The organism is Anoxynatronum sibiricum (genome assembly GCF_039414295.1).
GTDB classification, from domain to species: Bacteria; Bacillota; Clostridia; order Peptostreptococcales; family Tindalliaceae; genus Anoxynatronum; species Anoxynatronum sibiricum.
Genome location: NZ_JBCITM010000002.1, coordinates 144288 through 171118, shown reverse-complemented (window position 1 = coordinate 171118; position 26831 = coordinate 144288). Strand labels below are relative to the sequence as shown.

The 26831-nt window shown below is 41.6% G+C and carries 31 protein-coding genes and 1 pseudogene; 30 read left to right on the top strand and 2 right to left on the bottom strand.

What is annotated here, in order from left to right:
- Positions 1-4: 4 nt before the first annotated feature.
- The 13 genes and pseudogenes from surE (at position 5) to AAIG11_RS02710 (ending at position 10470) form a co-directional block, all read left to right on the top strand.
- A complete protein-coding gene (gene surE, locus AAIG11_RS02770) occupies positions 5-772 on the top strand; it encodes a 5'/3'-nucleotidase SurE (protein WP_343184745.1) in 768 nt (255 codons plus the stop codon).
- Between the two features lie 480 nt (positions 773-1252).
- Positions 1253-1474, top strand: a complete 222-nt coding sequence (locus AAIG11_RS02765) for a 4Fe-4S dicluster domain-containing protein (protein ID WP_343184744.1) — start codon at positions 1253-1255, stop codon at positions 1472-1474.
- Entirely contained in the window at positions 1467-2606 is a 1140-nt protein-coding gene (locus AAIG11_RS02760; protein ID WP_343184743.1) for a 2-oxoacid:acceptor oxidoreductase subunit alpha, read from the top strand. The genes AAIG11_RS02765 and AAIG11_RS02760 overlap by 8 nt, the downstream gene beginning before the upstream one ends.
- 1 nt (position 2607) lies before the next feature.
- Positions 2608-3447: a 2-oxoacid:ferredoxin oxidoreductase subunit beta gene (locus AAIG11_RS02755; protein ID WP_343184742.1), complete on the top strand. Its 840-nt coding sequence runs from the start codon at positions 2608-2610 to the stop codon at positions 3445-3447.
- Complete coding sequence (locus AAIG11_RS02750; protein WP_343184741.1) at positions 3440-3997, top strand: 2-oxoacid:acceptor oxidoreductase family protein; 558 nt, start codon at positions 3440-3442, stop codon at positions 3995-3997. The genes AAIG11_RS02755 and AAIG11_RS02750 overlap by 8 nt, the downstream gene beginning before the upstream one ends.
- A gap of 164 nt (positions 3998-4161) precedes the next feature.
- A complete protein-coding gene (locus AAIG11_RS02745; protein WP_343184740.1) occupies positions 4162-5028 on the top strand; it encodes a MurR/RpiR family transcriptional regulator in 867 nt (288 codons plus the stop codon).
- A gap of 199 nt (positions 5029-5227) precedes the next feature.
- Entirely contained in the window at positions 5228-5590 is a 363-nt protein-coding gene (gene aroH, locus AAIG11_RS02740) for a chorismate mutase (protein WP_343184739.1), read from the top strand.
- A gap of 33 nt (positions 5591-5623) precedes the next feature.
- Positions 5624-6442 (top strand): annotated as a pseudogene (gene ispH, locus AAIG11_RS02735) (4-hydroxy-3-methylbut-2-enyl diphosphate reductase); the annotation flags it as partial.
- Positions 6443-6454: 12 nt separating this feature from the next.
- On the top strand, positions 6455-7150 hold the full coding sequence (cmk, locus tag AAIG11_RS02730; protein WP_343184923.1) for a (d)CMP kinase: 696 nt from the start codon (positions 6455-6457) through the stop codon (positions 7148-7150).
- A 128-nt stretch (positions 7151-7278) separates the two neighbouring features.
- Positions 7279-8601 (top strand): 30S ribosomal protein S1, encoded by a 1323-nt coding sequence (gene rpsA / locus AAIG11_RS02725; protein ID WP_343184738.1) that lies wholly within the window; start codon positions 7279-7281, stop codon positions 8599-8601.
- Between the two features lie 33 nt (positions 8602-8634).
- Positions 8635-9099, top strand: a complete 465-nt coding sequence (locus AAIG11_RS02720; protein ID WP_343184737.1) for a CheR family methyltransferase — start codon at positions 8635-8637, stop codon at positions 9097-9099.
- Complete coding sequence (locus AAIG11_RS02715) at positions 9071-9481, top strand: beta-eliminating lyase-related protein (protein WP_343184736.1); 411 nt, start codon at positions 9071-9073, stop codon at positions 9479-9481. Before AAIG11_RS02720 ends, AAIG11_RS02715 begins: the two co-directional genes overlap by 29 nt.
- Positions 9482-9627: 146 nt before the next feature.
- Positions 9628-10470 (top strand): IclR family transcriptional regulator, encoded by an 843-nt coding sequence (locus tag AAIG11_RS02710; RefSeq protein WP_343184735.1) that lies wholly within the window; start codon positions 9628-9630, stop codon positions 10468-10470.
- A 190-nt stretch (positions 10471-10660) separates the two neighbouring features.
- Here the strand turns inward: AAIG11_RS02710 and pgmB are convergent, their stop codons facing one another.
- Positions 10661-11311 (bottom strand): beta-phosphoglucomutase, encoded by a 651-nt coding sequence (gene pgmB, locus AAIG11_RS02705; RefSeq protein ID WP_343184734.1) that lies wholly within the window; start codon positions 11309-11311, stop codon positions 10661-10663.
- Between the two features lie 137 nt (positions 11312-11448).
- Between pgmB and AAIG11_RS02700 the strand changes: the two genes are divergently transcribed.
- The 15 genes from AAIG11_RS02700 to AAIG11_RS02630 all read left to right on the top strand — a co-directional run bounded on the left by AAIG11_RS02700 (position 11449) and on the right by AAIG11_RS02630 (position 24462).
- Positions 11449-12807 carry an MATE family efflux transporter gene (locus AAIG11_RS02700; RefSeq protein WP_343184733.1) on the top strand — a complete coding sequence of 453 codons (1359 nt, stop codon included), beginning with the start codon at positions 11449-11451 and terminating at the stop codon, positions 12805-12807.
- Positions 12808-13281: 474 nt separating this feature from the next.
- Positions 13282-13692 (top strand): ATP-binding protein, encoded by a 411-nt coding sequence (locus AAIG11_RS02695; protein WP_343184732.1) that lies wholly within the window; start codon positions 13282-13284, stop codon positions 13690-13692.
- Positions 13689-13991: an STAS domain-containing protein gene (locus AAIG11_RS02690; protein ID WP_343184731.1), complete on the top strand. Its 303-nt coding sequence runs from the start codon at positions 13689-13691 to the stop codon at positions 13989-13991. The genes AAIG11_RS02695 and AAIG11_RS02690 overlap by 4 nt, the downstream gene beginning before the upstream one ends.
- A 26-nt stretch (positions 13992-14017) precedes the next feature.
- Complete coding sequence (locus AAIG11_RS02685; protein WP_343184730.1) at positions 14018-17053, top strand: hybrid sensor histidine kinase/response regulator; 3036 nt, start codon at positions 14018-14020, stop codon at positions 17051-17053.
- The gene (locus AAIG11_RS02680) at positions 17050-17505 is read left to right on the top strand and encodes a chemotaxis protein CheW (protein WP_343184729.1); all 456 of its coding nucleotides are present in this window, start codon (positions 17050-17052) and stop codon (positions 17503-17505) included. Before AAIG11_RS02685 ends, AAIG11_RS02680 begins: the two co-directional genes overlap by 4 nt.
- Positions 17506-17530: 25 nt before the next feature.
- The gene (gene cheB / locus AAIG11_RS02675; RefSeq protein ID WP_343184728.1) at positions 17531-18658 is read left to right on the top strand and encodes a chemotaxis-specific protein-glutamate methyltransferase CheB; all 1128 of its coding nucleotides are present in this window, start codon (positions 17531-17533) and stop codon (positions 18656-18658) included.
- 5 nt (positions 18659-18663) lie between these two features.
- Entirely contained in the window at positions 18664-19509 is an 846-nt protein-coding gene (locus AAIG11_RS02670) for a CheR family methyltransferase (RefSeq protein ID WP_343184727.1), read from the top strand.
- 5 nt (positions 19510-19514) lie between these two features.
- A complete protein-coding gene (locus tag AAIG11_RS02665) occupies positions 19515-19898 on the top strand; it encodes a response regulator (RefSeq protein WP_343184726.1) in 384 nt (127 codons plus the stop codon).
- Positions 19891-20382, top strand: coding sequence for a chemotaxis protein CheX (locus tag AAIG11_RS02660; RefSeq protein ID WP_343184725.1), 492 nt, complete (start codon positions 19891-19893; stop codon positions 20380-20382). The genes AAIG11_RS02665 and AAIG11_RS02660 overlap by 8 nt, the downstream gene beginning before the upstream one ends.
- A gap of 41 nt (positions 20383-20423) precedes the next feature.
- The gene (locus AAIG11_RS02655; RefSeq protein ID WP_343184724.1) at positions 20424-20780 is read left to right on the top strand and encodes a response regulator; all 357 of its coding nucleotides are present in this window, start codon (positions 20424-20426) and stop codon (positions 20778-20780) included.
- Positions 20781-20791: 11 nt separating this feature from the next.
- Positions 20792-21271: a chemotaxis protein CheX gene (locus tag AAIG11_RS02650; protein WP_343184723.1), complete on the top strand. Its 480-nt coding sequence runs from the start codon at positions 20792-20794 to the stop codon at positions 21269-21271.
- Complete coding sequence (locus tag AAIG11_RS02645; RefSeq protein WP_343184722.1) at positions 21271-21738, top strand: chemotaxis protein CheX; 468 nt, start codon at positions 21271-21273, stop codon at positions 21736-21738. Before AAIG11_RS02650 ends, AAIG11_RS02645 begins: the two co-directional genes overlap by 1 nt.
- 11 nt (positions 21739-21749) lie before the next feature.
- On the top strand, positions 21750-22904 hold the full coding sequence (locus AAIG11_RS02640) for a PP2C family protein-serine/threonine phosphatase (protein ID WP_343184721.1): 1155 nt from the start codon (positions 21750-21752) through the stop codon (positions 22902-22904).
- A gap of 140 nt (positions 22905-23044) precedes the next feature.
- Positions 23045-23572 carry a PspC domain-containing protein gene (locus AAIG11_RS02635; protein WP_343184720.1) on the top strand — a complete coding sequence of 176 codons (528 nt, stop codon included), beginning with the start codon at positions 23045-23047 and terminating at the stop codon, positions 23570-23572.
- Positions 23573-23577: 5 nt separating this feature from the next.
- Positions 23578-24462, top strand: coding sequence for a LiaI-LiaF-like domain-containing protein (locus AAIG11_RS02630; protein WP_343184719.1), 885 nt, complete (start codon positions 23578-23580; stop codon positions 24460-24462).
- A gap of 25 nt (positions 24463-24487) precedes the next feature.
- On the opposite strand, the gene AAIG11_RS02625 is transcribed toward AAIG11_RS02630, so the two are convergent.
- Complete coding sequence (locus AAIG11_RS02625; RefSeq protein WP_343184718.1) at positions 24488-25234, bottom strand: LexA family protein; 747 nt, start codon at positions 25232-25234, stop codon at positions 24488-24490.
- A gap of 386 nt (positions 25235-25620) precedes the next feature.
- Here AAIG11_RS02625 and AAIG11_RS02620 point away from each other — a divergent pair, with 386 nt between their 5' ends.
- Together AAIG11_RS02620 and AAIG11_RS02615 are read left to right on the top strand one after the other, a co-directional pair.
- Positions 25621-25773 (top strand): hypothetical protein, encoded by a 153-nt coding sequence (locus AAIG11_RS02620; RefSeq protein WP_343184717.1) that lies wholly within the window; start codon positions 25621-25623, stop codon positions 25771-25773.
- A gap of 206 nt (positions 25774-25979) precedes the next feature.
- On the top strand, positions 25980-26810 hold the full coding sequence (locus AAIG11_RS02615; protein WP_343184716.1) for a ThiF family adenylyltransferase: 831 nt from the start codon (positions 25980-25982) through the stop codon (positions 26808-26810).
- The last annotated feature ends 21 nt before the right edge of the window (positions 26811-26831 follow it).

Below are 26831 nucleotides of genomic sequence, written 5' to 3'. Positions count from 1 at the left end.
TACGATGCACATTCTCATCACCAATGATGACGGAATCTATGCTGAGGGTATCTACGCTTTGGCGATGGAGCTGAAGAAAATGGCTCGGGTAACAGTGGCTGCACCCAATCGGGAAAAAAGCGCCACTGGACATGCTATTACGATGCACTCTCCCATTACCGTTAAAAACATCAGTCGATTTGGGAAAGATGTGAAGGCTTTTTCAATAAACGGAACGCCGGCTGATTGTATTAAATTGACAATGGATGTATTACTGAAAGATGATTTGCCTCATTTGGTTGTTTCAGGCATCAACAACGGGCCTAACCTGGGTACTGATGTCATTTACTCCGGAACCGTTTCGGGGGCTATTGAAGCAGCGATTATGGGATTACCGGCTATTGCAGTTTCCATGGCACATCATCAGATTTTACAGTTTGATGATGCCGCAGCTTTCATCAGAGATATGATTCCACGAGTACTGACACCAAAGCAACGGTCACCAATTATTTATAATGTTAACTATCCGGTGTGTGATAAAACTTTCATTAAAGGTGTTAAAGTCACCCGCCTTGGGATACGACGATATGTCAATAACTTTGTACACCGTACAGATCCTCGTGGTAATTCTTATTACTGGATGGCAGGCGAACTAATGGACTTGCCACAGCAATCAGACAGTGATATGACAGCTGTCAAGAATCATTATGTCTCTATCACACCACTGCATTATGATATGACAGATATCTCATTGATTCCAGATATGGAGAAATGGGAGTTGAAAATTAAATAACATGAGTGAAAAAACGGTCTCTAGCAGGCCGTTTTTTAATTGCATATAAATATGTCTCACCGTTTTCAGATAAACACGGGGGATTAACTTTTACCAGGATGACTGCTTTCATAACTTTTTTGAAGCTTGCAGTCTTTTGACAACACTGTAAAGATGCTTACAACATATCTTATTTGCAAGATTCACATCCCATCGATGCACAAGCCAACAAGAAAACGTTTTCTTTAATGGCTAAAATGATTGATAAATCTCAATAGTAATATTGACACATAATTAACAAGCCTGCACGAATCATCAACTTTCTGCAAAGAATGAAACTATAATTGCAAATAGTGATAAAAGTAATAAGAAATGAAATATTTATTGCATTTATTGCGATGTTTTGCTATGCTTAGTGATAGATGATTCCGTCAAAATGATCTGAAAAACAAATGCAAGCAGCAAGAACCTAGTGAATGAAAATGCGAAAGGGATGAGATGATGGCTAAAGAACGAAAAAAAAAGCAACTGAAGACAATTACTTCATGGTGTAAGGGGTGTGGCATATGTGTAGCCTTCTGCCCTGTTAAAATTTTAGCGATTGAGAACGATAAAGTTCAAATTGTTAATCCGGAAAAATGTACCAGTTGTGGTTTGTGTGAAATGCGCTGTCCCGATTTTGCCATATATCTGGAAGAACAGGAGGATGAAATTAATGGGTGATAGAGTCGTCAAATTAATGCAGGGAAATGAGGCCTGTGTAGAAGGAGCAATTGCTGCTGGGATGCGGTTTTATGCCGGTTACCCCATCACACCATCAACAGAAATTGCTGAACTTTGTGCAGAAAAACTTCCTTTATTGGGAGGAAAGTTTATACAAATGGAAGATGAAATTGCCGGTATGGCGGCTACTATTGGTGGGTCACTGGCGGGATTAAAATCGATGACCGCAACCAGTGGGCCTGGTTTTTCTCTTAAACAGGAAAACATTGGCTACGCTGCAATGGCACAGATTCCTTGTGTTGTGATTGATGTTATGCGTGCAGGACCAAGTACTGGTCTTCCAACAGCGCCATCCCAGGGAGATGTGATGCAAGCAAAATGGGGGACTCATGGAGATCATCCCACAATTGCATTATGTCCTTCATCAGTGAGAGAAGCTTATGATTTGACAATCCGTTGTTTTAACTTGGCCGAGAAGTACCGCACGCCGGTATTTCTGATGATGGACGAAATTATTGGTCATTTGCGGGAAAGAATTGAAGTACCTAACTCGGATGAGTATGAAATATTTGATCGGTTAAAACCAAAAGCCAATGATCCCAACTACAAAGCTTTTGAGGTTCAACGCGGAGAAATTGTGCCACGCATGGCAGCATTTGGTGATGGATATCCATTTCATGTGACGGGTCTGGTATATGATGAGTACGGTTTTCCAAAAACTGACACTGATGTGGCCGAAAAACTGCTGTGCCACTTAATGAATAAAGTCTCGGACAATGTTGATGACATTATTACTTATGAAGAGTTTGAAACAGATGATGCTGAACTGGTCATCATAGCATACGGCGGTGTTGCAAGAGCTGCTCGCCAGGCGGTAAAAGAATGCAGAAAAGCAGGAATGAAAATTGGTTTGTTCCGCCCCATAACCCTTTGGCCTTTTCCAGAAAAACGCGTTCATACATTGACACAAAAAACCAAAAAGATACTGGTGGCTGAAATGAATCTGGGACAGTATGTGATTCCAGTGCACCGAGTTAAAACACCAGATTCAAAAGTATTCCAGTACGGAAAAGTGAACGGAGAAGCAATTACTCCCGAAGAAATAATCGCTAAAGTAAAGGAGGCATATTAAGATGAGTCAGGGAAGTCAATTGATCCAAGATAATTTCAGAAGTCATCGACTGCCACACATATGGTGTCCCGGATGTGGTCACGGGGTGATTATGCGAGGGGTTGCACAGGCAATCGAGAATTTAAAGCTGGATAAAACGAAGGTGTGCGTTGTTTCGGGAATCGGTTGTTCTTCACGAGCTACAGGATATATGAACTTCAATACATTGCATACAACTCATGGTAGAGCACTTGCTTTTGCCACTGGCGTTAAGCTGGCCCGACCTGAACTCGAAGTGATTGTCATCACTGGTGATGGCGACTGCACGGCCATTGGCGGCAATCATTTGATACACAGTGCACGTCGAAATATTGACATCACCACAATTGTATTCAATAATAAGATTTACGGAATGACAGGCGGGCAATCGTCACCTGCCACTCCATATCATGAGAAAGGGACAACAGCTCCCTACGGAACCATTGATCCAGACTTCGATATTTGCAAACTATCGACGGGTGCAGGTGCAACTTATGTGGCTCGGTCTACAGCCTATCACGTACCCCAGCTCATTAAGTACATTCAGACGGGTATAGCCCATAAAGGCTTTGCGATGATTGAAGCTATCAGTGGATGTCCAACCTATTATGGCCGTAAAAATAAAAAAGGGAATGCAGTTGACTTGATGAACTATTATAAAGAGAATGCCATTGATATTAAAATGGCCGACAAGTTGCCGCCCGAAAAGAAAGAAGATAAGTTTTTCATTGGTGAGTTCACCCGGGAAGAAAAGCCGGAGTACGTTTCAGAATATCAAAAAATCATTGATAATCTGCAAAAGGAGCTGACGGATCATGAGTGAAAAAATTGAAGTTAGATTGGGAGGATCCGGTGGGCAAGGGCTGATTCTGGCAGGCATCATTCTGGCAGAAGCAGCCATTTTGGAAGGCAAGAATGCCATTCAGGCCCAGTCATATGGTCCAGAAGCGAGAGGCGGAGCCAGTAAAGCGGAAGTGATTATTAGCGATGATGAAATTGATTTTCCAAAAGTACAGAATGCCGATGTTTTACTGGCTTTAACCCAAAAGGCCTGTGACAAGTACCTGTTGTCGCTCAAAATGAATGGTCTTTTGATTCTGGATGATTCCATTGATATCAATCCAACTACCTTTGAAAACTATCAGGTTGTCAGAATCCCAATCATTCAAACCGCAACAGAAAAGCTGAAACGTGTGATGGTGGCAAATATCGTGGCATTGGCTGCCATTCGTGAGCTTACACAGGCTGTGACAAGGGAATCTCTGGAAGCTGCAGTACTCAAACGTGTTCCGCCGGGAACAGAAACCTTGAATCGACAAGCTTTGCAAGAGGGCTATAAACTGATTCAGTCGGTTGATGATCTATCACGTTAACCATTAGCTTTCAAGGGTTTTGCTAGTTGAGAACGACTGTACCCAAATGTAATTATGGTGTATAATCATATAGACGGAAACGTTTTCAGTATAGACAGAGGAACCGGTACAGGTCTGATCAAGCACATTAACCAGAAGCATTATCTGACGACGGAGGTGACCCAATGGATGATCAGCATGATTTGATTCTCAGCATCCAGAAACAATTCCCCAAGCTGAGCAAGGGCCAGAAACGCATTGCACAGTTTATCATTGATCACTATGATAAAGCGGCATTTATGACAGCGTCAAAGCTGGGGGCTCAAACAAACGTGAGTGAGTCGACGGTTGTTCGATTTGCCAACAGTCTTGGGTTTGAGGGATACCCACAGTTGCAGAGATCACTTCAGGATATAATTAAAACCAAACTTACAACAGTTCAGCGGGTGGAAATGGGGAAAGACTACTCCAGTGATATGGAAGTGGTCGAAAAAATCATGAAGTCAGATATGGAAAATGTTCGACAGACCATAGAAGGTATTAATTATAATAATATAGAAAATGTCATTGATGAAATGATGAAAGCTGAACGTATCTATATTATTGGTCTTCGGAGTTCAAAATCACTGGCGGATTTTCTGGGATTCTATTTGAGTTTGATTCTGGGAAATGTCAGCATGGTTGGATTTGGAATAAGTGACATTTACGAGCAAATGTTACGCATCTCCGAAAAAGATCTGCTGATTAGTCTTTCTTTTCCCCGCTATTCAAGTCGAACCATCGAAGTGACAAGATATGCGAAAGAGCAGGGTGCTAAAGTGGTTGCGATTACTGACAGTGCGATTTCTCCCATTGCAGGTTTGGCCGATCACTATCTAACGGCCAAAAGCAGCATGGCTTCGTTTGTGGATTCACTAGTGGCGCCCTTGAGTTTGTTGAATGCCATTATTGTTGCCATTGGAATGAGGGAAAAGCGAGATATTACAGAGTACTTCAATAAACTGGAAACTATTTGGGAAAAATACAATATATACGATGGGCGAGAGAAGTAACTTCTAATAAGCGTGAATTTTTCTTCCAAGTCACCGTGTCTTTAGCTGTTCTTGAAATGCAATCTTTGTCGGTTGCATTTCTTTATGTTATAAGGATGATATTCCATGATGTTCGACTGCCCTTGTGAAAGTGAATTATTTCATGTATAATCGTTGTAGCACAAAGCAGGCAAGTTACTTTTGCAAGGAAGGTGATGGAGTGAATCTGATATCCCTCAGAGGAGCGATAACTGTTGAAGAAGATCAGGCAGAAATCATAGATGCGGCCATGATGGAGTTGATGAATGCGTTAGTTCAGCAAAATCAGCTGGATGAAGATCAGGTTGTCAATTTGTTTGTTAGCGCCACATCTGACTTGGTTTCCAGGTACCCTTCCGTTGTCGTTCGTGAACAACTTGGGTGGAATGAGACGGCGATACTGAATGTGGAAGAAAAAGTAGTGATCGGCCAATTGCCACGATGTATCCGGGTATTGTTGACTATTCAGACCCCTCGCACTAAATCTGAGGTGGTTCACGTTTATTTGAAAGAAGCAGTTAAGCTGAGGCCTGACTGGCAATGATTGAATAGGTTTCAGGAATAGGAGAGAGATGTCTTGGAAGTCATTTTAGCAAGCCATTCTGGGTTTTGTTTTGGTGTTGAAAAAGCAGTTCGTCGAACGACAGAAGAAGTGAATTCAACTGAAGCAGGTGTGCATCCAGTGTGTTCCCTGGGCCCTGTCATTCATAATCAGCAAGTTGTCGAGTCTCTTAAAAGAAAAGGATTATATATTATCAATGATGTCAGTGAAGCTGTAGAAGGAACTGTCATTATCCGTTCCCATGGTGTTGCGAAAGATGTACATGATGTTTTGGAGGCAAAAGGGCTGCGTGTTGTTGATACTACCTGTCCCTTTGTGAAAAAAATACAGACGATTGTTCAGGCGCGTCACCAGTTGGGTGAAACGGTGGTTATTGTTGGCAATTCGGAACATCCGGAAGTTATTGGTATCAATGGCTGGTGTCAAAACCAAGGCATCATTGTTTCTAATGAAAATGACTTGAAAAGGGTTCCGGAAGATGGACCGCTCTGTGTGGTTGCTCAAACAACGATGCCCGCTCAGGTGTTTGACAGAATCGCTTCAAAGCTTACTGAGTTGAATCCCGAAACACATGTCCATCACACGATTTGCCTGGCAACACAAGATCGGCAACGAGCAGCTGCAGAACTGGCATTGCTGGTGTCGGCGATGGTTGTAGTGGGAGGCAGACACAGTTCTAATACACGCAAGTTGTATGAAGTATGTCAGAAGCTTTTGCCAGAAAGCACCTATCTGGTGGAAACTCAAACAGATCTTCCAATTGGTAAATTAATAGGTTTAGAAAAAATCGGTTTAACCGCAGGAGCTTCCACACCAGGGGATGAAATTCTTTCTATTTATGACACTTTGTGCGGATTAAAGAATGACCACTTTTACCAAATTGCCATTGATGGACCAGCGGGAGCAGGCAAGAGCACGATTGCAAAGCTCTTGTCAACAAATCTGGCATTTACGTATATTGACACTGGAGCGATGTACCGGGCAATCACCTATAAAATTCTCAAACAAAATGTTCTCCTTGATAATGAACATGCGATGATTGCACTGGCTAATCAGACAGAGATCACCATAAAAAATGGGCGTATTTTTTTAGATCAGGAAGACGTAACTGAGTTGATTCGATCTGAAAAAGTGACAAAAGGTGTTTCAATAGTCGCCTCTGTTAAAGAAATCCGCGAAGAAATGGTGCGATTACAAAAACGCATCTCACAACATTCTCACGTTGTAATGGATGGAAGAGATATCGGAACGGTTGTGCTTTCTAAAGCAGACTTGAAAGTTTTTCTGACTGCTTCTGTGAAAGAAAGAGCCCGCAGACGTTTTGAAGAAATGCGTGAGCAAGAACCAGATTTGCAGCTGCAAGCCATTGAAGAACAAATAAGGCAAAGAGATTTTGTTGATGAAAATCGGGAACACGATCCGTTAACTCCGGCAAATGATGCCGTTCATATAGATTCGACCAGTCTTTCTATTCATGAGGTGGTGGAAAAAATCACTCAACTCTTTTGTGAAAAAATTAAGAAAAACCCCGCGGATGAATGAGTGGACGGGAAAAAGTAAAATAATTTGATTTTTTTACAAAGAATAGAAGGAATCTGGTGTTTTTTGTCGAATAGACAATGGAATCACTATGCTTCACCTGAAACTATTCAACCATAGGGGGTAATTGAATGAGCACCAACAACGACCAAAATAACGAAATGAATCACCTGATGGAAGAAATTGAAAAAACCATGGTTCGCCTACACAGCGGCGACATTGTGAAGGGCCATGTGATTAATGTAACCCGGGATGAAGTTACTGTTAACCTGGGCTATAAATCAGACGGTATCATTCCACGTGATGAAGTTGCCGGTGAAATTGCTTCTGACCTTCCTGCCCATTTTTCTGTGGGAGATGAAATCGAAGTATGTGTGGTTCAGGTTGATGATGGTGATGGCAATGTACTGCTTTCCCGCAAAAAAGTGGATGCAATGAATGAATGGGTTGAACTGTCAGATGCGAAAGAAAAAGAAGAAACCATTGACGTAACGATGAAAGAAGTTGTTCGTGGTGGAATGATTGCGTACTATAAAAATGTGAAGTGTTTTATTCCGGCCAGCCAATTATCTGATCGATATGTGGATGATCTGAATATTTTTGTGGACCAGCAGTCAAAAGTACGAATTCTCGAAATGGATCGCAGAAGAAGCAAGGTAATTCTATCGCGTAAAGTAGTAATCCAGGAAGAAAAAGAACAAAAAAAGAAGGAGCTCTTGGTAACACTCCAAAAAGGTCAAGTTGTTGAAGGCCAGGTGAAACAAATCACCAACTTCGGTGCCTTTGTTGATATTGGAGGTATTGACGGACTTATTCATATCTCTGAGTTATCTTGGGGACGTGTTAAACATCCTTCAGACGTTCTCTCAATTGGTCAACAAGTTAACGTGGAAGTATTAGATTTTGAAGAAAGCAGCGAACGTATTTCACTAAGTCTCAAATCAACTCAGCCTGAGCCTTGGAAAGTGGCAGGCGATAAGTACCAGATTGGTGAAGTCATTGAAGGCGTCGTTGTCCGTCTGGTTGATTTTGGTGCTTTCGTGGAAATCGAACCTGGACTCGATGGTTTGGTGCATATCTCACAAATTAGCGAAGCTCACGTAGCAAAACCATCGGATGTATTACAAAAAGGCCAAAAAGTACAAGTTAAAATACTCGATGTTAACGTGACCGATCAGCGAATGAGTTTGAGCATGGCCGCTGTGGAAAAAGACAGTAAGACTGATGAAAGCGTTGATGAGGCAGAAACAGCAGAGAATAGCGTTTCAGATACTGAAGAGCAAGCAGTGACCATTGGAGATGCTGTTGGTGATGTTTTTAAAGAAGAAGCAGCAATGGAGACGGCGAATCTGGATTCGGATGAAACTGACGCTGGTAATGAGATGAATGATAATTCTGAAGCTATTGAAGAAACTGAAACTGTTGAAGAAACAGAAGAAAGCAAGCCAGAATAATGTTCTGAACGATGCAACTAAAGGAGCACCGCAATGGAAGGTTATGAACAGTTTAAAGAACAGGTATATCGCTTGACTGGTATTGACTTGTCCAGCTATAAGGAACGGCAGATGAAGCGGCGGATTGAATCTTTGATTTCCAGAAACCGACTGAGTTCTTACGATGCTTATCTTAAAGCGTTGCAGAATGATAAACGATTGATGGAAGAATTTATCAATTATTTGACTATCAACGTATCAGAGTTTCGTAGGAATCCACAACAGTGGGAAGTGTTGGAGAAAGAGGTCATCCCGTCACTGATGAAAAGCACCAGAAAATTAAAAATCTGGAGTGCTGCCTGCTCTACCGGCGAGGAGCCCTATACGCTGGTCATGTTAATGTCCCGTTTTATACCCTTGACTGAAGTTGATATTCTGGCAACAGATATTGATGCAGGGGCGCTTGAAAAAGCAAATTCGGATTGGACAGATGGAGTATTTGGCAGGAAAACTACATGATGCCGGTATAGCTTTCCAATCTCCCGTCGGTGGACACGCACTTTTTATTGATGCTAAAAAAATGCTTCCCCATATTCCATATCATCAGTTTCCTGCACAAACATTGGCACTTGAACTATACATTGAAGCGGGGATTAGATCTTGTGACATCGGTTCCTATATGATGGGAAATCACCCAGACAGTGGAGAGCAAATTGAATCAGAGTTTGAGTTTACCCGGTTGGCAGTGCCTCGCCGTGTTTACACTCAATCGCATCTGGATGTGATCGTTGAAGCACTGAAATCGATTCGGGAGCGTGCTGATCAGCTTAAGGGATACAAAATTATCTGGGAGCCCGCTATACTGCGACACTTTACTGCAAAACTGAAGCCGCTTGATTGAACTGTTTCGATAATGACAGAGTATATGATCAACTGAATCGTCTGCATTCTTGATATTGGAGATGTGCTTGGTTGATGATGCCTGCCTCTTTGTCAGTTATGTAAGGTTGAATCATTCAAGATTTATGATGAACTGTCGCGCACCTATTGACCTGGCAATTGCATCATCCATCCTTGCCTTCCGATAACATTTGTGCATTTGATAAACAAAGAGAGTGTGATATGAGAGATGATCATATGAGTAATGGCAGCATTCAATCTGTTTTAAAAGCATTGCAAATGTTGGACCTGTTTGCAATTGCACCAGGATGGAATATGACAGATATTAGCAAAGAACTAAATTATCCTACGAGCACCACGCACCGTTTACTCTTGACGCTGGAAGAAGCTGGCTATATTCATCGGGATGTTCAATCTAAGATGTATTACCTGACAATCAAGCCTTATCTTATTGGCAGCAAAACAGAAATAGTTAATATGTTGGAAAAGCTTGCACTTGCATCCATCAGAGAGTTAGCACAGAACCTAAATGAGAGTGTGAACGTTTCCATAGCGTTGGGTCTGAATGCGGTGACAGTTCTAAAAGCAGATGCTGAGCGGCAATTTTCAGCCGTTCCTCATGTTGGTGATAAACGACAATTGCATGCCACATCTGTGGGAAAATGTCTGCTGGCTTACAATAGCAATGGTTGTTATGATCATTTAATGAAATCAAGCGAGTTATTAAAATCGTATACTCCAAATACCATTATCGAGAAAAAGGCGATTGAAAAAATGGGTGAAACTATTCGATATCAAGGTTTTGCAACTGATCATGAAGAAGTGGAAGTGGGCCTGACTTGCATAGGAGCTCCCATTTTTGATCAACTGGGTAATTGTATCGCGGCAGTGAGTGTGTCTATGCCCACCTTTCGAATTACAGACAAGGAAGCGGTTATATCCCAAGTTATCAAAACTGCTGGAAAAATATCTTCAAAGTTTAAGTTTTAATCTGCTGTTGTTTTATTCATGTGTCAGCATACAGTGAAATCATTTTTTATGGGCCCAGTTGTTGAACATGGGTGGAGTGTATATCGATCAAATAAAGACCGCGAAAGGATGATGCTCATCCTTCGCGGTCTTTATTGCATACAGGTATTTAACGCGGTTGACATGTGTACAATAGCTATCATAACTGTGCTTAGAGTAATTGAATTATAAGTGATTGAGGGGTTAATACTTGCAGTGAAGGAATTACGAGGGCGGCGCCCTCTAAGTGTTCAGGAAGGCCGACACCCACTGCAGTCATGCCCGCATTTAAAGCAGCATCAATACCAGCCTGGGCATCTTCAAAAACTACACAACTGGAAGGTGGTTCGTTAAGCGCTTTTGCTCCCAACACAAACACTTCCGGATCGGGCTTTGCACGTGTCGTGCTATTGCCGTCCACAATGACATCAAAATATGGCAATAGATCGAGTTTTTTCAAAATCGTTGATGCGTTTCGACTCGCTGAACCCAAGGCTGTTTTCAAGCCAAGCTGCCGACTTTTTTTCAAAAAATTGACAGCGCCTGGAAGCACAGCATCTTGATTAAGCATTTCCAAATATTCGACATACCATATGTTTTTTTGCTGTGCCAGTTGAATACGACGATCTTCTGTTAATGATAAACCTCCAATTTCAAGAAGGATGTCCAACGCCTGCATGCGGCCAACTCCTTTTAAACGCTCATTGTCAGTTTCGTCAAAAGAAAACCCCATTTCAGCAGCCAAACGCTGCCAAGCCAGATAATGATATTTTGCAGTATCTACAATCACACCGTCGAGATCAAATATAAAGGCAGTCTTCATTGACAGACACCTCCTGGTAAGATGATAATTGATGATGGCTGTGGTATACTCAATTATAGCATATGGCTGCAAAGTAGTCGTTGCACTGCTGGTTAAATGACACATAATCTTATCATAATATATTGGAGGCACTTCTGGTGACATATCAATCATCTCTCAACGACCCAACTGTCTCATTAAATAAACAAATCATGGTATTGGCTGGGCCTGCAATTATGGAAATGCTGATGCACACATTGGTGTGGACAGCTGATACTGCTATGGTGGGTCGATTGACGCCCGCAGACATTGCAGCTGTCAACTTAGGTGCGCATATGATGTTCACCATTGCTGCTATTTTTGGGGCTCTGGGTACAGGTGCAACAGCGATGGTAGCACGTGCCATTGGTGCTGATAATAGCGAAAAAGCAACTCACACTGCTTCACAAGCAATGGGATTAAGTATTATTCTAGGTCTGGTGATTGCAACTGTGGGCATGCTGATGGCTCAGCCTATTTTTGAAAAGTTGGTAGACGACCCGCTTGTGATTGATAAAGGATCTGAATACATGCGGATCGTTTATATCGGTGCCTATTTCTTAATTCCTCAAATGGTTGGAAATGCCATCATAAGGGGTAGTGGAAACACATTTATACCATTGCTTTCAGCAGTTGTAGCCAACGTTTTCAATATCGTTGCCGATTATGCTTTGATTTTTGGTAAATTCGGATTTCCTGCCATGGGATCAAGAGGTGCAGCGATAGCAACTGGAACGGCACAAATATTAGGAGCCTGTGTTACATTCTATTATTTATTTCGCGGAAGTGGAACCATCAGACTTTCGTTCCGGAATTTGTTTCACTTTGAGTCAACAAGTGTTAAAAATCTGGTGAAGCTTAGTATACCTGCTGGTCTTGAGGTGACAATGAACGAAGGAAGCCGGCTGGTTTCTTCGTTTTGGATCGCACAATTAGGCACCGTGTCTTACGCAGCACATTCTCTAGCGGTTGCGGGTGAATCAGTTTCATTTATGCCGGGCTACGGATTTGCGGTTGCTGCTGCAACGTTGATGGGACAGCGTTTGGGAGCGGGAAAACTAAAAGCTGCAGATGAAAGTGTACGACGCTGCGCTTTGTTTGCGGTGATGCTTATGGGAACAGTAGGTGTTCTGTTTTTTATCATGCCTCATCGGATCATGGGACTTCTAAGCACGAGCACTGAAGCAGTTGACTTGGCAGGCAAAAGTATTCGAATTGGTGCATTTGAACAAATTCCCATAGCAATTGCCATGGTGATTTCAGGCGCTTTAAAGGGAGCTGGCGATACGCAGGGACCCTTTCGCATATCACTTATCACAAATCTATGCATACGACTACCGCTCATTTTTTTGGCTGTGTTCATCTTTCGGCTACCTTTAACTGTCGTCTGGATAATTTCAGTCACACAATATATTGTTGAGGCTTTGCTTATGACTCGCCGTTACCGAAAAGGGCATTGGAAAACAATTAAAGTATAGTGTCGGCGGTTAGTAATAAGCCTGACTGGGTAGTAATAGCCAAGGAGTCTTAAGGTCAATGGACCTTGGAAGGGATGCATATCATCATTTATCAACTCACTTATGTTAATTTAATTCGAAGGGATCGACCTGAAAAAAATCAATGGGATCACTACTTCCAGAGGTGGTTCTTACAATGATAAATGTTGATGCCCTTATCCGAGTCCTGCTGTTGGGGCCCGGGATTTTATTGAAAGATTTTTAAGTACTTTCATATGGGAATGCGTTTAGTATTTTTTGAAGTTAAAAAGCGACTACAAACATCTGAATGATAAATATACATCAATCGATCAATGCGTTTGAAAACCCATGCAAATACGACACTTGCGTTGAAAAACAGACGTTTTGATCATAGAAAGATGCGTTTATATTCTGATACAGATGACAGAGTGAAAGATATTCCATGCTTGAAAACCCATTGAAAATGGTGATTAAATGGAACGGTATCAGGTATCTTTTTATTCCGATTTTAGTGAAGCAGATCGCTACGCAGTTATTCTGACGAATCGATTACAATCATACTACGGATCAAAGATGAACCCCAAGGTGAGTTTTCACATTAATTTTGTGTTGCGAGAACTGCTGAATAATGCAGTTGAACATGGCAATGCTTTCGACAGGAATAAGAAAGTGATGTGCAGCATTTGCTGCGATAACCAAATGGTAATAATCTGTGTCAGAGATGAAGGTGCAGGCTTTTCTTTAGATATGACTGCAGCACCAGAGACTAATGGAGCAAATCAGCAACGAAGTCGAGGTCTTTGGATGATTCAACAGTTAGGATTAACCCTGAATATAAAGGGGAATCAAGTTAAGGCAATTTATTATTGGAGGGTTTCAAGATGAAAAATGCAATTGAGAAAGAAACGTTAACCATTTCATTTGACAGTAATCTTACTGCAGCATTGGTGCCTGATCTGACTCGGGAAGTCAAGGCGATTCTAGAAATGGAACCTGGGTGCAAACGTGTAGTGGCAGATCTCACTGGCGTTGAATACATTGATTCCACAGGAATCACTTTGATTATTGGTATGTATCGATCCATCGATGCAGTGAACAAGAGGTTTTTGGTAAGTGGCGCGAGAGAAGAAATCAAGGATCTGTTCAGCATTATTCAGTTGGATAACATTTTTGATATTCAGTAGAAAATCAACGAAGCTGAGGTGATCTGATGATTCAAAATGAAGAATTCATCAATGAGTTTGTTGAAGAGGCAAAAAGTCATCTTGATATGATTGAAGCGGGACTTCTTAGTATGGAAGAGGGTTGTGGTGACTCGGACAATATCAACACAATATTCAGGTCAATTCACAGCATTAAAGGAACTGCCGGTTTTTTTGGATTAGAAAAAATTGTTGAATTGGCACATGTCATGGAAAACCTTTTGGGGGAAATCCGCAATCAGAACATAACCCCTGATTCAGCTATGATAGATCATCTGCTGCGTGGAAATGACCAATTGAAAATAATGGTAGATAATGTGACAGATAGCAATGACGCGGATGTGAACAATTATGTGGCTATTTTCACCAATTTGTTAAATCAGGAGGCTGCTCCTGAGACGGCAAAAAAATTGATGTTGTCCAGTGCCGAGAACAATCACCAAATAATGGAAATAGATCAACAGCAGAAAGATCAAATTAATAAAGCGCGTCAGCATGGGCACCATCTTTATAAAGTCACCATTGCAATGAATCGGGATCTGGGAAGTGAGATCAGTCCAATCAAATTTTTTAAAAAGATACAATCTGTGGGAGAGATTGTTGACTCATTTATTGATATCAGCGATATTCACGGACTTGACTCAGTTATGGAAGCAGACGTCGTATTTGCATTTGTCTTTACAACAGTATTGGAAAAAAACCTGTTACCCATTGCGTTGGATATTCAGGATGGGAGTATCGAAGAGCTCGAAACTGATACAGACTTATCAACGCTAAATTTATCGGACGAAGCCAATATTACAAAAGCCAAAATGTCAAAGTCAACCCTGAACCAAACTCCGTCAAATATTTTCAATGAAAATGAAAATGAAAACAAAGAAACTCAGAGTCAAATCATTACAGAAACAGTAGCTGCTGTAGCAGACGGCTTGTCAGCTGTTGGGAGGAAAGAAAGTGGTACAGCGGCAGAAGACAGTGTTCGTGTGCATGTATCTCTTTTGAATGACCTTCTCAACCTGGCAAGTGAAATGGTGCTGGGCAGAAATCAACTTTTGCGCAATATTGATGCACATCGAAAGCAAATCAATGGCTTGGATTCCATTCTTCAAAACATTGATCGCGTGACAACGGAGTTGCAGGGAAAAATCATGCAAACACGCATGCAGCCTGTGGGCAATGTGTTTAATAAAATGCCAAGAGTTATTCGGGATTTGTCCAAAAAACTTGGAAAAGAAGTTGATTTGATTATTGAAGGATCAGATGTTGAGCTGGATAAATCAATCATAGAATCTCTCAGCGACCCATTAACCCACCTGATAAGAAATGCTGCAGATCATGGACTTGAAATGCCTGCCGAGCGCAAAAAAGCAGGCAAACATACAAAAGGAACAGTTTTGCTTAAAGCTTATCATGAAAGCGGATACGTTCACATTGATATTGTGGATGATGGAGCGGGAATCGATGCTGACCGTATTCGAAAGAAAGGATTGGAAAAAGGTCTGGTTTCGGAATCAGAATTGAAACATATGGGTGAGCAGGAAGTGCTTCAGATTCTGATGAAGCCAGGTTTTTCAACTGCTGAGAGAATAACAGATGTTTCCGGCCGCGGTGTTGGAATGGATGTGGTGAAAACCAATATCGAAAAGCTGGGAGGTACCGTTGAAATTCAAACAAAGCTTGGTGAAGGAACAACTTTTCGAATGATTTTACCACTAACACTGGCCATTATTCCTTCCCTCATTGTGGAGGTTAACAACTATAAGTTTGCGTTACCGCAGGTAAATTTACAGGAAATGGTACGTATCAAAGCTGGTGATGAGAGTAAAAAAATTGAGTTGGTACATCGCGCACAAGTACTGCGGCTGAGAGGAAAGCTACTTCCTATAGTTCACTTGGGAGAAGTGTTAGGGTTGGATCAAAGGGAAACAGATTCAGGGGGAGCAACTGCCGAGATTACCCGTGTGCTGGTGCTAAAAGCAGGCTCGAAGAGATTCGGTTTAATTGTAGACCGCATTTTTGACGAAGAGGAGATACTGGTAAAGCCTCTTCCAAAGTATTTTATGAACTGCCAAGGATACTCAGGTGTGACGATCATGGGAGATGGAAAAACAGCCATGATACTTGATCCGGAGGGAGTTGTCACCAAAGCAAGTCTGCGCTTTACAGAAGACCAAATTGAAACAACACAGCGTGAACAGCAAGAGCAAACCGAAGAGCTGCGAGAAGCACAAAATCTGTTGATGTTCAAATGCAGCGGTGAAGAGACTTTTGCCATCGACCTCTCATTGGTTTCAAGAGTGGAAGAAATCCTACCCTCACAAATTGAGATTATTGGCGACAATGCATACATCAAGCACCGAGGCGAAGCCTTACGTGTGATTCGTCCAGAACAATACTTACCTGTTACCAGCAAACAAAACAATCCAGAAAAGCTATATGTTATTATACCCAAGCTTGTTGCCAATCCCATCGGTCTCATTATTGAAAAGATTCACGATACCATGATGACGAGCATCAAATTGAATCAGGAAGATATTAAAGGTAAAGGAATTATCGGATCAACTATTTTAAATGATCGAATTGTACTGTTGGTGAACATTTACGAAATTTTTGAAATGGCTTCGCCAGATGAATATGGGAATAAATCATTGAAAAATACGGCCGAAGGCACCGTTATTCTTTTAGCGGAAGATACACCTTTTTTTTCCCGCATGACAAAGAATTATTTGGAATGGGCAGGTTATCAGGTCTATGCAGTTGAGAATGGAAAAACTGCACTCGAGCTTCTTAAAGAAAAGGCGGTGGATTTGGTGTTGAGTGACATCCAAATGCCTGTGATGGATGGCTTGGAACTGGCCAGAGAGATACGCAAAGATCCTGACTTGGCCGCATTACCCATGGTAGCGCTCACTTCGATGACTGGTGATTTGGACCGTCAGGCTGGTTTTGAAGCAGGTTTCGATTTCTATGAGTTCAAGCTTGATAAAGTGACCATTCTTGAAACCCTTAAAAAAGCATTACAACTAAGGGGGAAAGCGGTATGAACGGAAAAGTACTGTCCTTTTACCTAAATCATAAAATGTTCGGGCTGGATATTAGCTTAGTTAAAGAGATAAGCCGACGCGTGGAGTATAGCCACGTGCCTGACTCAGACCCGACAATTGTGGGTTTAATGAACCTGCGCGGGCAGGTGGTGACATTGTTTGATCTGAGTCAAATTCTTGGGATTTCATCTGTGAAACATGAATTGAACAGAATAGAAAAACCTTCGTCAAAGAATATGGCCTGTATCATTCTTAAAGCTCAGGGAAATGGGTCAAATCAAGTAGGTTTTTTGATTGATGAGTCAGGGGATGTTTTGGACATTCAACATGAATGGTGTGAAAAAACACCCGCCAACGTTGAAGAAATACGCAGCGAATATATCAACGAAGTGGTGAAGCTCCATGAAAAACTGTTGTTGATATTAGATGCAGAGAAAGTCTTTGACAGATAATAATATTTGAAGATAGGTGATATGTGTGGCAAAACTGAAAGTACTAGTGGTAGATGATACCATCATCTACCGAAAAATTCTTTCTCAGGCCGTGGAGGATACTGGATTGTGCCAAGTTTCCAAAACAGCCCCAAATGGCGCCATTGCGCTTGACTGGCTGAAACAACGCTCCTTTGATGTGGTGTTGCTGGATGTCTTTATGCCGGAAATAGATGGTCTTGAAACATTGAAGCAAATAAAGATGGATTATCCACATATTGATGTGATCATGATCAGCAGCGACGGAAGTGAAAGTGTCAAAAACACCATGAAAGCACTGGAACTGGGTGCATTGGAGTTTATACTAAAGCCAACCGGAGGTGATGAAAACCATAACATTGCTTCCATTACTCGCATGCTTAAAATTCTCTTTGCACAAATTCAAATTAGACAAATGAGCCGGCGAACTTCTGATGGGGAAAGTCATTCGAATACGGCACATGTGAAAGCGAATCGATTGTTAGACCAGCGTCAGGTACCTCGTCAATTAGCAGTACAACAACCAACCAACAAACAAAAGGGAAGTTGGAGAGCAGATATGGTGCTAATTGCTTCTTCCACAGGCGGCCCTGTCGCGTTGGAAAGGCTGTTTTCCAGTTTGCCTCATGAATTGAATATCCCCATGCTGATTGTGCAACATATGCCGAAACACTTCACTCGGGTTTTGGCCCAGACTCTCAATAACAAGACACGTCTCAAAGTGATGGAAGCAGAAAATGAAATGGAAATGAATGCTTCCAGTGCGATCATTGCTGCAGGGGGATTTCATATGAGTGTTGTGCAGTCAGGGGGTAAAAGAAAAGTTCAACTCTTGGACACTGCCCATGTCAATGGTGTTAAACCGGCTGCAGACGTGCTTTTCAAATCTATTGCAGAATCCTGTCAAGGACAGCGGGTTTTAGTGGTGATACTTACTGGGATGGGCAGTGATGGCACTGCTGGTATTGCTCGGATGCAAGAAAGCTGCGAAGTTTACTGCATTACTCAGAATGAAGAGACATGTGTGGTATACGGTATGCCCCGAAGTGTTGAAGAAGCAGGATTTTCTGATGAAAGCTTACCCATAGATCAGATCGCAGAACGAATCGCAGCATTTGGATCGCGCAGGAGGTGAAGCAGATGGGCAGTGGGTTATCGACAAAAGCATTTTTACAGTTTCAGCAATACATAGAAGAACAATGTGGTATAGCAATTGGCGATGAGAAAGCCTACCTGATAGAGAGTCGTTTGACAAAACTGTTGGTAGAAGCTAATTTGAACACATTTGAAGAACTATATTCGATGCTGGCTCAGAAAAAAGACCCGAAACTTTCAGAACGGGTTATCGATGCTATCACGACCAACGAGACGCTTTGGTTTCGGGATAAAACACCATGGCAGGTTCTCGAATTGATGCTAATGCCAGTATACATTGATGAAATAAGAAAAACGGGTCGACGTATCCGTATATGGAGTGCTGCTGCCTCTTCCGGACAGGAAGCCTACTCAACGGTCATTTCAATAGATCAATATCTCAAACGCCATGCAATCAAAGATGTTAGTTTGAATGATTTTGAAGTGATTGGAACAGATATTTCCGGACCCATTCTTGAGATCGCCCGAGCGGGCCGTTATGATCCGATTTCTATTATGCGGGGACTTGATCCAAAATATAAGGATGCATATTTTAACAATGAAGGCAGGGTATGGATTGTTAAGAATGAGTTTAAACAACACGTCAAATTTCAACAATTCAATCTACAAAACTCCTTTATTGGATTGGGAAAATTCGATGTGATATTTTGTCGTTATGTGATGATTTATTTTTCGCAACAATTCAAACGTGAAATGACAGAAAAGTTGGCTCAGGCATTGAAATCAAAAGGTGTTCTCTTTATTGGAAATTCGGAAATTTTCCCTGACTATAAAGCCTGCTTCGAACTCCAACAGCACGAAAAAGGTGTTTATTACCAAGCAAAGGAGTGACAATCATGAAAATCTTATCTGTTGATGATTCAGCAATTGTCCGAAAAATTATCCGGGGTGCTGTTGAAGTTCTTGGCTATGACCTGCTGGAAGCCTCCGATGGTCTTGAAGGCATGGAAGTGCTGGAAGGAAATGTTGAAGAAATAGGTCTAATCCTGCTGGACTGGAATATGCCCGGCATGAACGGTCTTGAGCTCTTGGAAAAAATAAAGGCTAATAAGTTGTATAGTTATATCCCTGTAATGATGGTTACGACAGAGAGTGAGAAAGAAAATATCGTGAAAGCTATTAAAGCTGGGGCGGTTCATTATGTAGTGAAACCATTTACCATGGAAGAACTAATTAAAAAAATTATGGAATGCCTGGGAAGAGGTGAACTCCATGAGTGAACAGGACCATCGTTATCATGACGCTTTTTCGATGGCTGTGAGTGACGTAATGCTTACAATGACAGGATTTGAGATGGAAGAAGACTTAAGTTATGAAGGACAAGGATGCTGTGGACTTGACGGGGTACCGCAACCTTGTGAAATTTCTGGGGCCATGTTTCTAGTGGGAAAAAACAGCGGGATGGCTTCCATTACCATGACTCGGCAAACAGCCTTGATACTGGTATCCTATATGACAGGGATACCCTATTACGAACTTGAAAATGAAGATCTGTATGATGGTGTGGCTGAAATGATGAATCTCATCGCCGGCCGTTCGAAAGCGATCCTCAGAGAAACGGATTACTACTTTGAAATCACACCTCCGTTTACCATTGTGGGAGAAAATCATTTCATTGTTCACAAAAAACAATCACATTTCATACAGAAACGCTTTATTAGCAGCGATTTATCCTTTATACTGAAAGTGTTTCATATACGATAGTCACCGAGCGATCAATACATTACAGATTATGGAGGGATAAAATGAAACGAGTACTGATAGTTGACGATTCGCCAATTATTCATAATCTGTTGCGTAAAGTCCTTGAACGCAATGGATACGAGGTGTGTGGAGATGCCAAAAATGGCAAGGAAGGCGTTGACATGTACGAAGAGCTTAAGCCGGACCTGGTTTTCATGGATATTACCATGCCGGTGATGGAAGGTATTGATGCTGCACGTCTTATAAAAGAACAAGACCCTTCTGCCAAAATCATCATGCTGAGTGCAATGGGTGACGATGCCATCAAGGAAGAAGCACATTCAATCGGTGTTGATATTTTTCTGAAAAAGCCTTTTGATGATTATAAGATTGTGAGTGCCATTGCTAAAATTGTTTAGGAGGGAAGCCTATGAACCCGCAACTGACGAATCCTTTTTTAGAGAGTGCGAAGAATATGATTAGCCAGATGGCTTCAGTGCAGATTCAAGAAAATGATTCGTTCCAGGAACAGCAAGATGATATTGCATCCTATGGTGTATCTGCAATGGTTACTTTTGCAGGAGTTTTGAAAGGACGCTTGCTTCTTGATTTGGAACCATCTCTGGCAAAAGAAATAGTTCAACAGGTAATGGGTGAAACGTATGATGATATGAAAGATTCGACATTCATGGGAATGATGGGTGAGTTGAGCAATATCATCGGTGGCGATGCCCTCACTTTTTTGAATAACGAGCAGTCTTTTAATCTGCGTTTGGCTTCGCCGGCCGTCTTTATTGGGAAAGAAATGATCATTTCCATACCAAAAATTCAGTCTGCTACCATTCACTGCACCAGTAGGCACGGCAATATGCGGATTAATGTAGCCTTCGAAAAAGGGGGATTAGTATAATGGATGTCCAGTATATCACCCCATTTCTAGATTCGGTCAAGAGTATCCTGCAACAATTTGGAATTCAAAATGTGACCAGAGGCAGTATCAAGCAAAAGGAAACCATGAGCGTAGACAAAGATATTATTTCCATAGTCGGGCTGGTGGGTGATGTAAAAGGTAATGTGAGTTATGCATTTTCTGAAGTAACAGCCAAAAAAATCATATCTTCCATGATGATGGGGATGCCGGTCGATCAATTGGATGATATGGCACGCAGCGCCATGTCTGAATTCGCCAACATGATTACTGGCACAGCCATTGGATCGCTCTCAAGTTTGGAAGCAGTTAATGAGGTGATGCCAAGTCCCCCTTCAATTATTTATGGAAAGGACATCTTCATGATCATCAGCCCAGTGGAAACGCTGGCAATAGAATTAGAAACTGATGCAGGAAAAATTGAGGTGAACATTGGCCTCGAAATGTGAGGAGCCTGTCTATGTACAATATACTGATTGTGGACGACATGCTTGTAAATCGTAAATTGATGAAAAAAGTATTGAGCGACACCATTGCTGATATTTGCTTCGTAGATGCAGAGGATGGGTTTCAAGCTTTGGAAAGTCTTGATAAACAGGAAATTGATCTTGTGATTTTGGATTTAATGATGCCAGGGAAAGATGGATACGAAGTGTTGGCAGAGATGAAAAAAGACCAGCGCCATCAAGATATCCCGGTTATTGTTAACTCGGCAGTGACAGATATGGAGAGTATTAAGAAAACCCTTGAGCTCGGAGCCATGGATTACTTCACGAAACCCATCACACCCGAGCAAATGAAAGTCATCATTCCGTTAAAAGCAAATAATGCCCTTAAATTTTACGAACAACGAAAAAAATTGAAAGAAATTAATCTTCGAATGAAAAATGAATTGAAAATTGCAAGTATGTTGCAACGCTCTTTAATTCGTTCAAAAGATGAGCATCAACGGGTAAAGGTATATCAAAAGTACTTGGCCTGCGATGAACTGGGTGGCGATCTCTTTGATTACATTGAAACTCCTGATAAAGATTGGTTTATGATCGCCGATATTACTGGCCATGGCGTTGCCGCTTCTTTAGTTGCATCCATGCTGAAAGTGGTCTTTAATCATGCTATTCAGGCGAATGATGATCCAGCATCCGTTCTACAGGAAATCAATCTAACATTCTATCATTTAATGTCTGACAGTGCCAATCTGTGCTTCTCTGTTTTTGTCGGATGCATTAGCGGGGATATCATACGATATTCCAATGCTGGTCACCCATACCCTGTCTTGATTCGCAAGAACACAGATGACTGGCAAATGCTTGAAGTGAATGGATACCTGATAGGGCTTTTCGATGATGCTACATACATCAACCAAGAATGCCTGTGGCATCCAGGAGAGGCAATTCTAACATACACAGATGGTCTTTTTGAAAATCCGAGGAATCCAGAAAAAAGCAAAAGTTATCTGAGTGTGTTTCAGCACGCCAAATTATTGGATAATCGAGCACTGAACAACCCTGAACTTTTTATGGAACAACTGATGGCTTCATTTGGAAAAGCAGATAAAAATCAAATTGATGATGACATTGCCATTATGTATATGGTGCGCCATAATCACGAATAGCGATTATGGTATGAACAAACCTTCCATATGACATGTGTATGACATGTGACGGAAGGTTTGTTTTTTGTGTTGAAAACAAAATATGAAGATTGTCGTAGTTATAATTAAATGCATATCATACGAAAGGGGAACCATACCAAATGGAAAAACGATTTTACAGAGCAAGAACTGATAAAAAGCTGGCGGGTGTGTGTGCCGGAATTGCCAATTATTTTGAAATTGATCCCACGCTGGTAAGGCTAATCTGGATTGTCTTTACATTTGCAGGGGGGACCGGCATTTTAGCATACATTATTGCTGCCATTATTATGCCTGAAGAACCGTTTGATTATTTCGAAACCCGGCAGCAACAATATCAGTCACCCAGCAATCAGTCAGAAGCTGCAGATATTCATGAAGTTGATGATGAAAACACACATGAAGATCACGAGAAGCTATACGAGCATGAGCCGTTCACCGACACAGGAATAAAAACTCCCCAGGATAAACATCGGCATTCAAATGATCGTGAAAGAAACAATATGACAGTTGGTGCCATTCTGATCCTCATCGGGGTGATGTTCTTCAGTCGAAACTTTTTTAGATGGTATTGGATTGATTTTAGCTACTTATGGCCGGCTATCTTGATTCTTATTGGTGTTGTCATGCTCGTCAATAAAAGGAAGTGAGCATCATGAATCGCCACAAAATTACACCAGGAATTATTTTCATTGGATTGGGAAGCCTGTTACTTTTGCGTAATCTGGGATACCTCCATTGGTGGACACTTGGGAGTCTGTGGCGATTTTGGCCACTTATTCTTGTCATCATTGGCATCAACACTATCTTTTACCGTTCAAACTTTGTCCCGGCGTTTACGTGGACTCTTTTCTTTGCATTACTCATTGGTGTAGGATTAACAACTTCCGTACAGCCATTTTGGAAACATGCTGCGCAGAAAAGTGGCGAAATATCTCTGCCGGTTGAAAAAAATATTGATCAGGTCGCTCTTGAGTTGAATTCTGGTGTATTAAATTTAGAACTGGTGGCCACCGACCAAGCACTGTTTCAGGCAACTGGATTTCCAGGCCGGTTGGAAAAACGCATCGAACGTGACGGAAATGAGCAAATGGTCGTTGAGCTAAGTACGAAGAATGTTTCGTGGAAAAACAGCAAATATCGCATGGCAGATGGTCTGCTGGCTTTGAACCGTCAAATTATTTGGGATCTAACCTTTAAAATGGGCGCTGCTACAGCACACATGGATCTAAAGGAGATATCTTATCGTTCTCTTGATTTCTCCATGGGAGCTGGTGAAGCCACGTTGGCTTTTGGACATCCCCAAATGGATACTGATGTAAGAATAAGTACTGGTGCAAGTCATATCCTGTTACTTATTCCACGAAATGCCAATGTAATCATTCGAACCGATCATGTACTCACACAAACAGTAGTGGATGATCGTTATTGGGTGCGTCGTGGAGATGAATTATTTTCAGCTGGATACGACCCCGAGATGCCTACTCAAAGATTTGATATCAAAATAGGTGTTGGACGTTTGGAAATTGAGAGCGTGTAATAATGAAGCGACACTTGCGCTGACGCTATTGTCGATTAATTTGTCTGAATAACTCGATCATTTGAAGGACGCTTTCGCCATCCAGGTTATGTTGGGTGGCTTTTTCAATTGCTTTCGACCAACTCTCATCCAACATATATTTATGTGACAGCATTGCCTGATAATCGTGAAGTGACGGTGGCTGTTTAATCACTTTTACCAATTTTCCAATGATCCGATAATCCGAAGTATACGGTATATCTGGATATAGAGGATTTGCAGGCCGTAAGAATGTTTCTTTTCCGTTTTGAACAAAAAATTTCAGAGTTGCTGCCCAATAGTCATTCTCGACGCCTGCTGCCACAATATCTCCGTTCTGGGCCATTTGCTGACTTATTAGCAATGCTATATCACCTTCGTAGATTCCTGCCCAGCTCATCGAGTCGCCAATAACCGTCAGTGCGAAATCAGCTCCATATTCTGCCAGACTCAAAGCGTCATCCCAGTTTTCCTCTGCCAGCAGCGGAGTTCCTGCCCGAATGCTGCCAATTATGGGGACGGTTCCGGCGTGATTTTCTGGCCCTGAGTCATTGTTTAGTCCGATAAGATAGTCAACGCTTACCTCGAAAAATGCTGCTAACCGCTTCAGGTTATCAATGCTGGGAACTCTTTCGCCACTTTCATACTGAGAAATAGTGGAACTGCTGGAAAGGTTTAAGAGTTTGCGAATATCTGACTGGTTCATTCGATGCTGCTCTCGAAGCTGCTTAAGCCGTTTACCCAATACATACATTGTAATCCCTCCCATTACAGAATATCACATTTTGCAAAACAATCAACAAATATCACAAAAAGTGAAACAAAACAGTTGACAATCACATAACGTGAACATATAATGTTGTTATCGGATAAGAGATGTGAAATTTACTTATGTTTCACGTTCAGCGAATTAAATCAGCCGTATTATCGCAATCAATAGACGTGCATAAGTTCATTTGAACCAGTGGAAAGGATGGAACCTTCATGCGAAAAAGACAACATAGTAGACAGCGCCACCTTCAGCAAATAGCCCGTATATTGGTAATGATAACGATATTTCTTGTGCCATGCAGCATTGTATTCCATCACCTTCACCAGCGTGAAGTTCAATTGCAGCATAGACGACTAAGACTTGAAGAAATGCGTATGACATTAATTGAAATGGAAATGGAACGTAATGAACTGCTGGCACAAATCAACGAAGTTTATCGGGCGGCTCGACCCGTTGAGTATCGCACCGGTACAATCTCAGGAGAGGTCGCCAGTGTTTCCACGATCGAAACGAACCGTTAATAATATACAACTGATTATTTATCTTCATTTTTGTCAAATTATAAAAGAAATTCACTGTTATCTGGCAGGAGTTTCTTTTTTTTTGCCGAAGAGAACAGCTAGTATGAGTCGTTCAACAAAAATGAAATGATGGCGGCATGAGTAGGTGAAATTGTTACATGAACTTCAGATTGAGAGAGAATGTCACTCTAAGGGGGCGAATGTACATGTTGACAGATTATCAATTATTTTTTAACCGCAATATTGGCATCTTCACAGAAGCCGAACAGAAACGTTTGCAACAAGTAACCATCGGAATCGCAGGAGTTGGCGGTGTTGGTGGACTACTAGCAGAACGTTTTATTCGTTTGGGTGTGGGTTGTATAAAAATTTGTGATCCCGGAAGTTTTGAACCCAGCAATATAAATAGGCAGTATGGAGCGACATGTCATACAATGAATGATAACAAAGCAGCAGTCATCCAGAAAATCCTTTATGAAATAAATCCTGATGCCAGTATTCGTAGCGATCAGAATGGTATTACCGATGTCGCTTCAGCGGTATCTTTCATTGAAGGGTGTGATCTGGTGATTGATGAAATGGATTATGGTGCATGGAAAGAGTCTATTTTCTTGCAGAGAGCCGCCAGATCAAAAGGCATTTATTATATGTTTGCAGGAGCTATTGGATTTGGTGCATTGGTCTCAAGCTTTGATCCCCAAGGAATGACATTGGAAGAATATAATGGGCTTAAGCCTGATCAAAATCTGGATAACTTGACATCCAGTTCCATAACTTCTGAAAGGGTTATGCCTGTAATCCCTTCCTATGCTGAAAAGGCTATGACGAAAGACATGCTGAAAGAAGTTGTTGATGGGTTCAGGCCAGTACCCACTTGCAGCATTGGAGTTGGTCTGGCAGCTTTGTTGGCTGCAAGTGAAAGTATCAATATCATTTTAAAACGCAGAGAACCGGTTAGAGCCCCGCAATATCTATACACTGATTTAATGGATCATCAAATGCATCTTGGCAATATGGGTCACGCCAATGGTAGTTGAATGATAATTGGAATAGGTGAG

What these genes read in the sequence shown, in the direction of transcription:
- surE (WP_343184745.1), top strand. Translation starts at nt 5, where the DNA reads ATGCACATTCTCATCACCAATGATGACGGAATCTATGCTGAGGGTATC.
- AAIG11_RS02765 (WP_343184744.1), top strand. Translation starts at nt 1,253, where the DNA reads ATGGCTAAAGAACGAAAAAAAAAGCAACTGAAGACAATTACTTCATGG.
- AAIG11_RS02760 (WP_343184743.1), top strand. Translation starts at nt 1,467, where the DNA reads ATGGGTGATAGAGTCGTCAAATTAATGCAGGGAAATGAGGCCTGTGTA.
- AAIG11_RS02755 (WP_343184742.1), top strand. Translation starts at nt 2,608, where the DNA reads ATGAGTCAGGGAAGTCAATTGATCCAAGATAATTTCAGAAGTCATCGA.
- AAIG11_RS02750 (WP_343184741.1), top strand. Translation starts at nt 3,440, where the DNA reads ATGAGTGAAAAAATTGAAGTTAGATTGGGAGGATCCGGTGGGCAAGGG.
- AAIG11_RS02745 (WP_343184740.1), top strand. Translation starts at nt 4,162, where the DNA reads ATGGATGATCAGCATGATTTGATTCTCAGCATCCAGAAACAATTCCCC.
- rpsA (WP_343184738.1), top strand. Translation starts at nt 7,279, where the DNA reads ATGAGCACCAACAACGACCAAAATAACGAAATGAATCACCTGATGGAA.
- AAIG11_RS02720 (WP_343184737.1), top strand. Translation starts at nt 8,635, where the DNA reads ATGGAAGGTTATGAACAGTTTAAAGAACAGGTATATCGCTTGACTGGT.
- AAIG11_RS02715 (WP_343184736.1), top strand. Translation starts at nt 9,071, where the DNA reads ATGGAGTATTTGGCAGGAAAACTACATGATGCCGGTATAGCTTTCCAA.
- pgmB (WP_343184734.1), bottom strand. Translation starts at nt 11,311, where the DNA reads ATGAAGACTGCCTTTATATTTGATCTCGACGGTGTGATTGTAGATACT.
- AAIG11_RS02695 (WP_343184732.1), top strand. Translation starts at nt 13,282, where the DNA reads ATGGAACGGTATCAGGTATCTTTTTATTCCGATTTTAGTGAAGCAGAT.
- AAIG11_RS02690 (WP_343184731.1), top strand. Translation starts at nt 13,689, where the DNA reads ATGAAAAATGCAATTGAGAAAGAAACGTTAACCATTTCATTTGACAGT.
- AAIG11_RS02685 (WP_343184730.1), top strand. Translation starts at nt 14,018, where the DNA reads ATGATTCAAAATGAAGAATTCATCAATGAGTTTGTTGAAGAGGCAAAA.
- AAIG11_RS02680 (WP_343184729.1), top strand. Translation starts at nt 17,050, where the DNA reads ATGAACGGAAAAGTACTGTCCTTTTACCTAAATCATAAAATGTTCGGG.
- AAIG11_RS02670 (WP_343184727.1), top strand. Translation starts at nt 18,664, where the DNA reads ATGGGCAGTGGGTTATCGACAAAAGCATTTTTACAGTTTCAGCAATAC.
- AAIG11_RS02665 (WP_343184726.1), top strand. Translation starts at nt 19,515, where the DNA reads ATGAAAATCTTATCTGTTGATGATTCAGCAATTGTCCGAAAAATTATC.
- AAIG11_RS02660 (WP_343184725.1), top strand. Translation starts at nt 19,891, where the DNA reads ATGAGTGAACAGGACCATCGTTATCATGACGCTTTTTCGATGGCTGTG.
- AAIG11_RS02655 (WP_343184724.1), top strand. Translation starts at nt 20,424, where the DNA reads ATGAAACGAGTACTGATAGTTGACGATTCGCCAATTATTCATAATCTG.
- AAIG11_RS02650 (WP_343184723.1), top strand. Translation starts at nt 20,792, where the DNA reads ATGAACCCGCAACTGACGAATCCTTTTTTAGAGAGTGCGAAGAATATG.
- AAIG11_RS02645 (WP_343184722.1), top strand. Translation starts at nt 21,271, where the DNA reads ATGGATGTCCAGTATATCACCCCATTTCTAGATTCGGTCAAGAGTATC.
- AAIG11_RS02640 (WP_343184721.1), top strand. Translation starts at nt 21,750, where the DNA reads ATGTACAATATACTGATTGTGGACGACATGCTTGTAAATCGTAAATTG.
- AAIG11_RS02635 (WP_343184720.1), top strand. Translation starts at nt 23,045, where the DNA reads ATGGAAAAACGATTTTACAGAGCAAGAACTGATAAAAAGCTGGCGGGT.
- AAIG11_RS02630 (WP_343184719.1), top strand. Translation starts at nt 23,578, where the DNA reads ATGAATCGCCACAAAATTACACCAGGAATTATTTTCATTGGATTGGGA.
- AAIG11_RS02625 (WP_343184718.1), bottom strand. Translation starts at nt 25,234, where the DNA reads ATGTATGTATTGGGTAAACGGCTTAAGCAGCTTCGAGAGCAGCATCGA.
- AAIG11_RS02620 (WP_343184717.1), top strand. Translation starts at nt 25,621, where the DNA reads ATGCGTATGACATTAATTGAAATGGAAATGGAACGTAATGAACTGCTG.
- AAIG11_RS02615 (WP_343184716.1), top strand. Translation starts at nt 25,980, where the DNA reads ATGTTGACAGATTATCAATTATTTTTTAACCGCAATATTGGCATCTTC.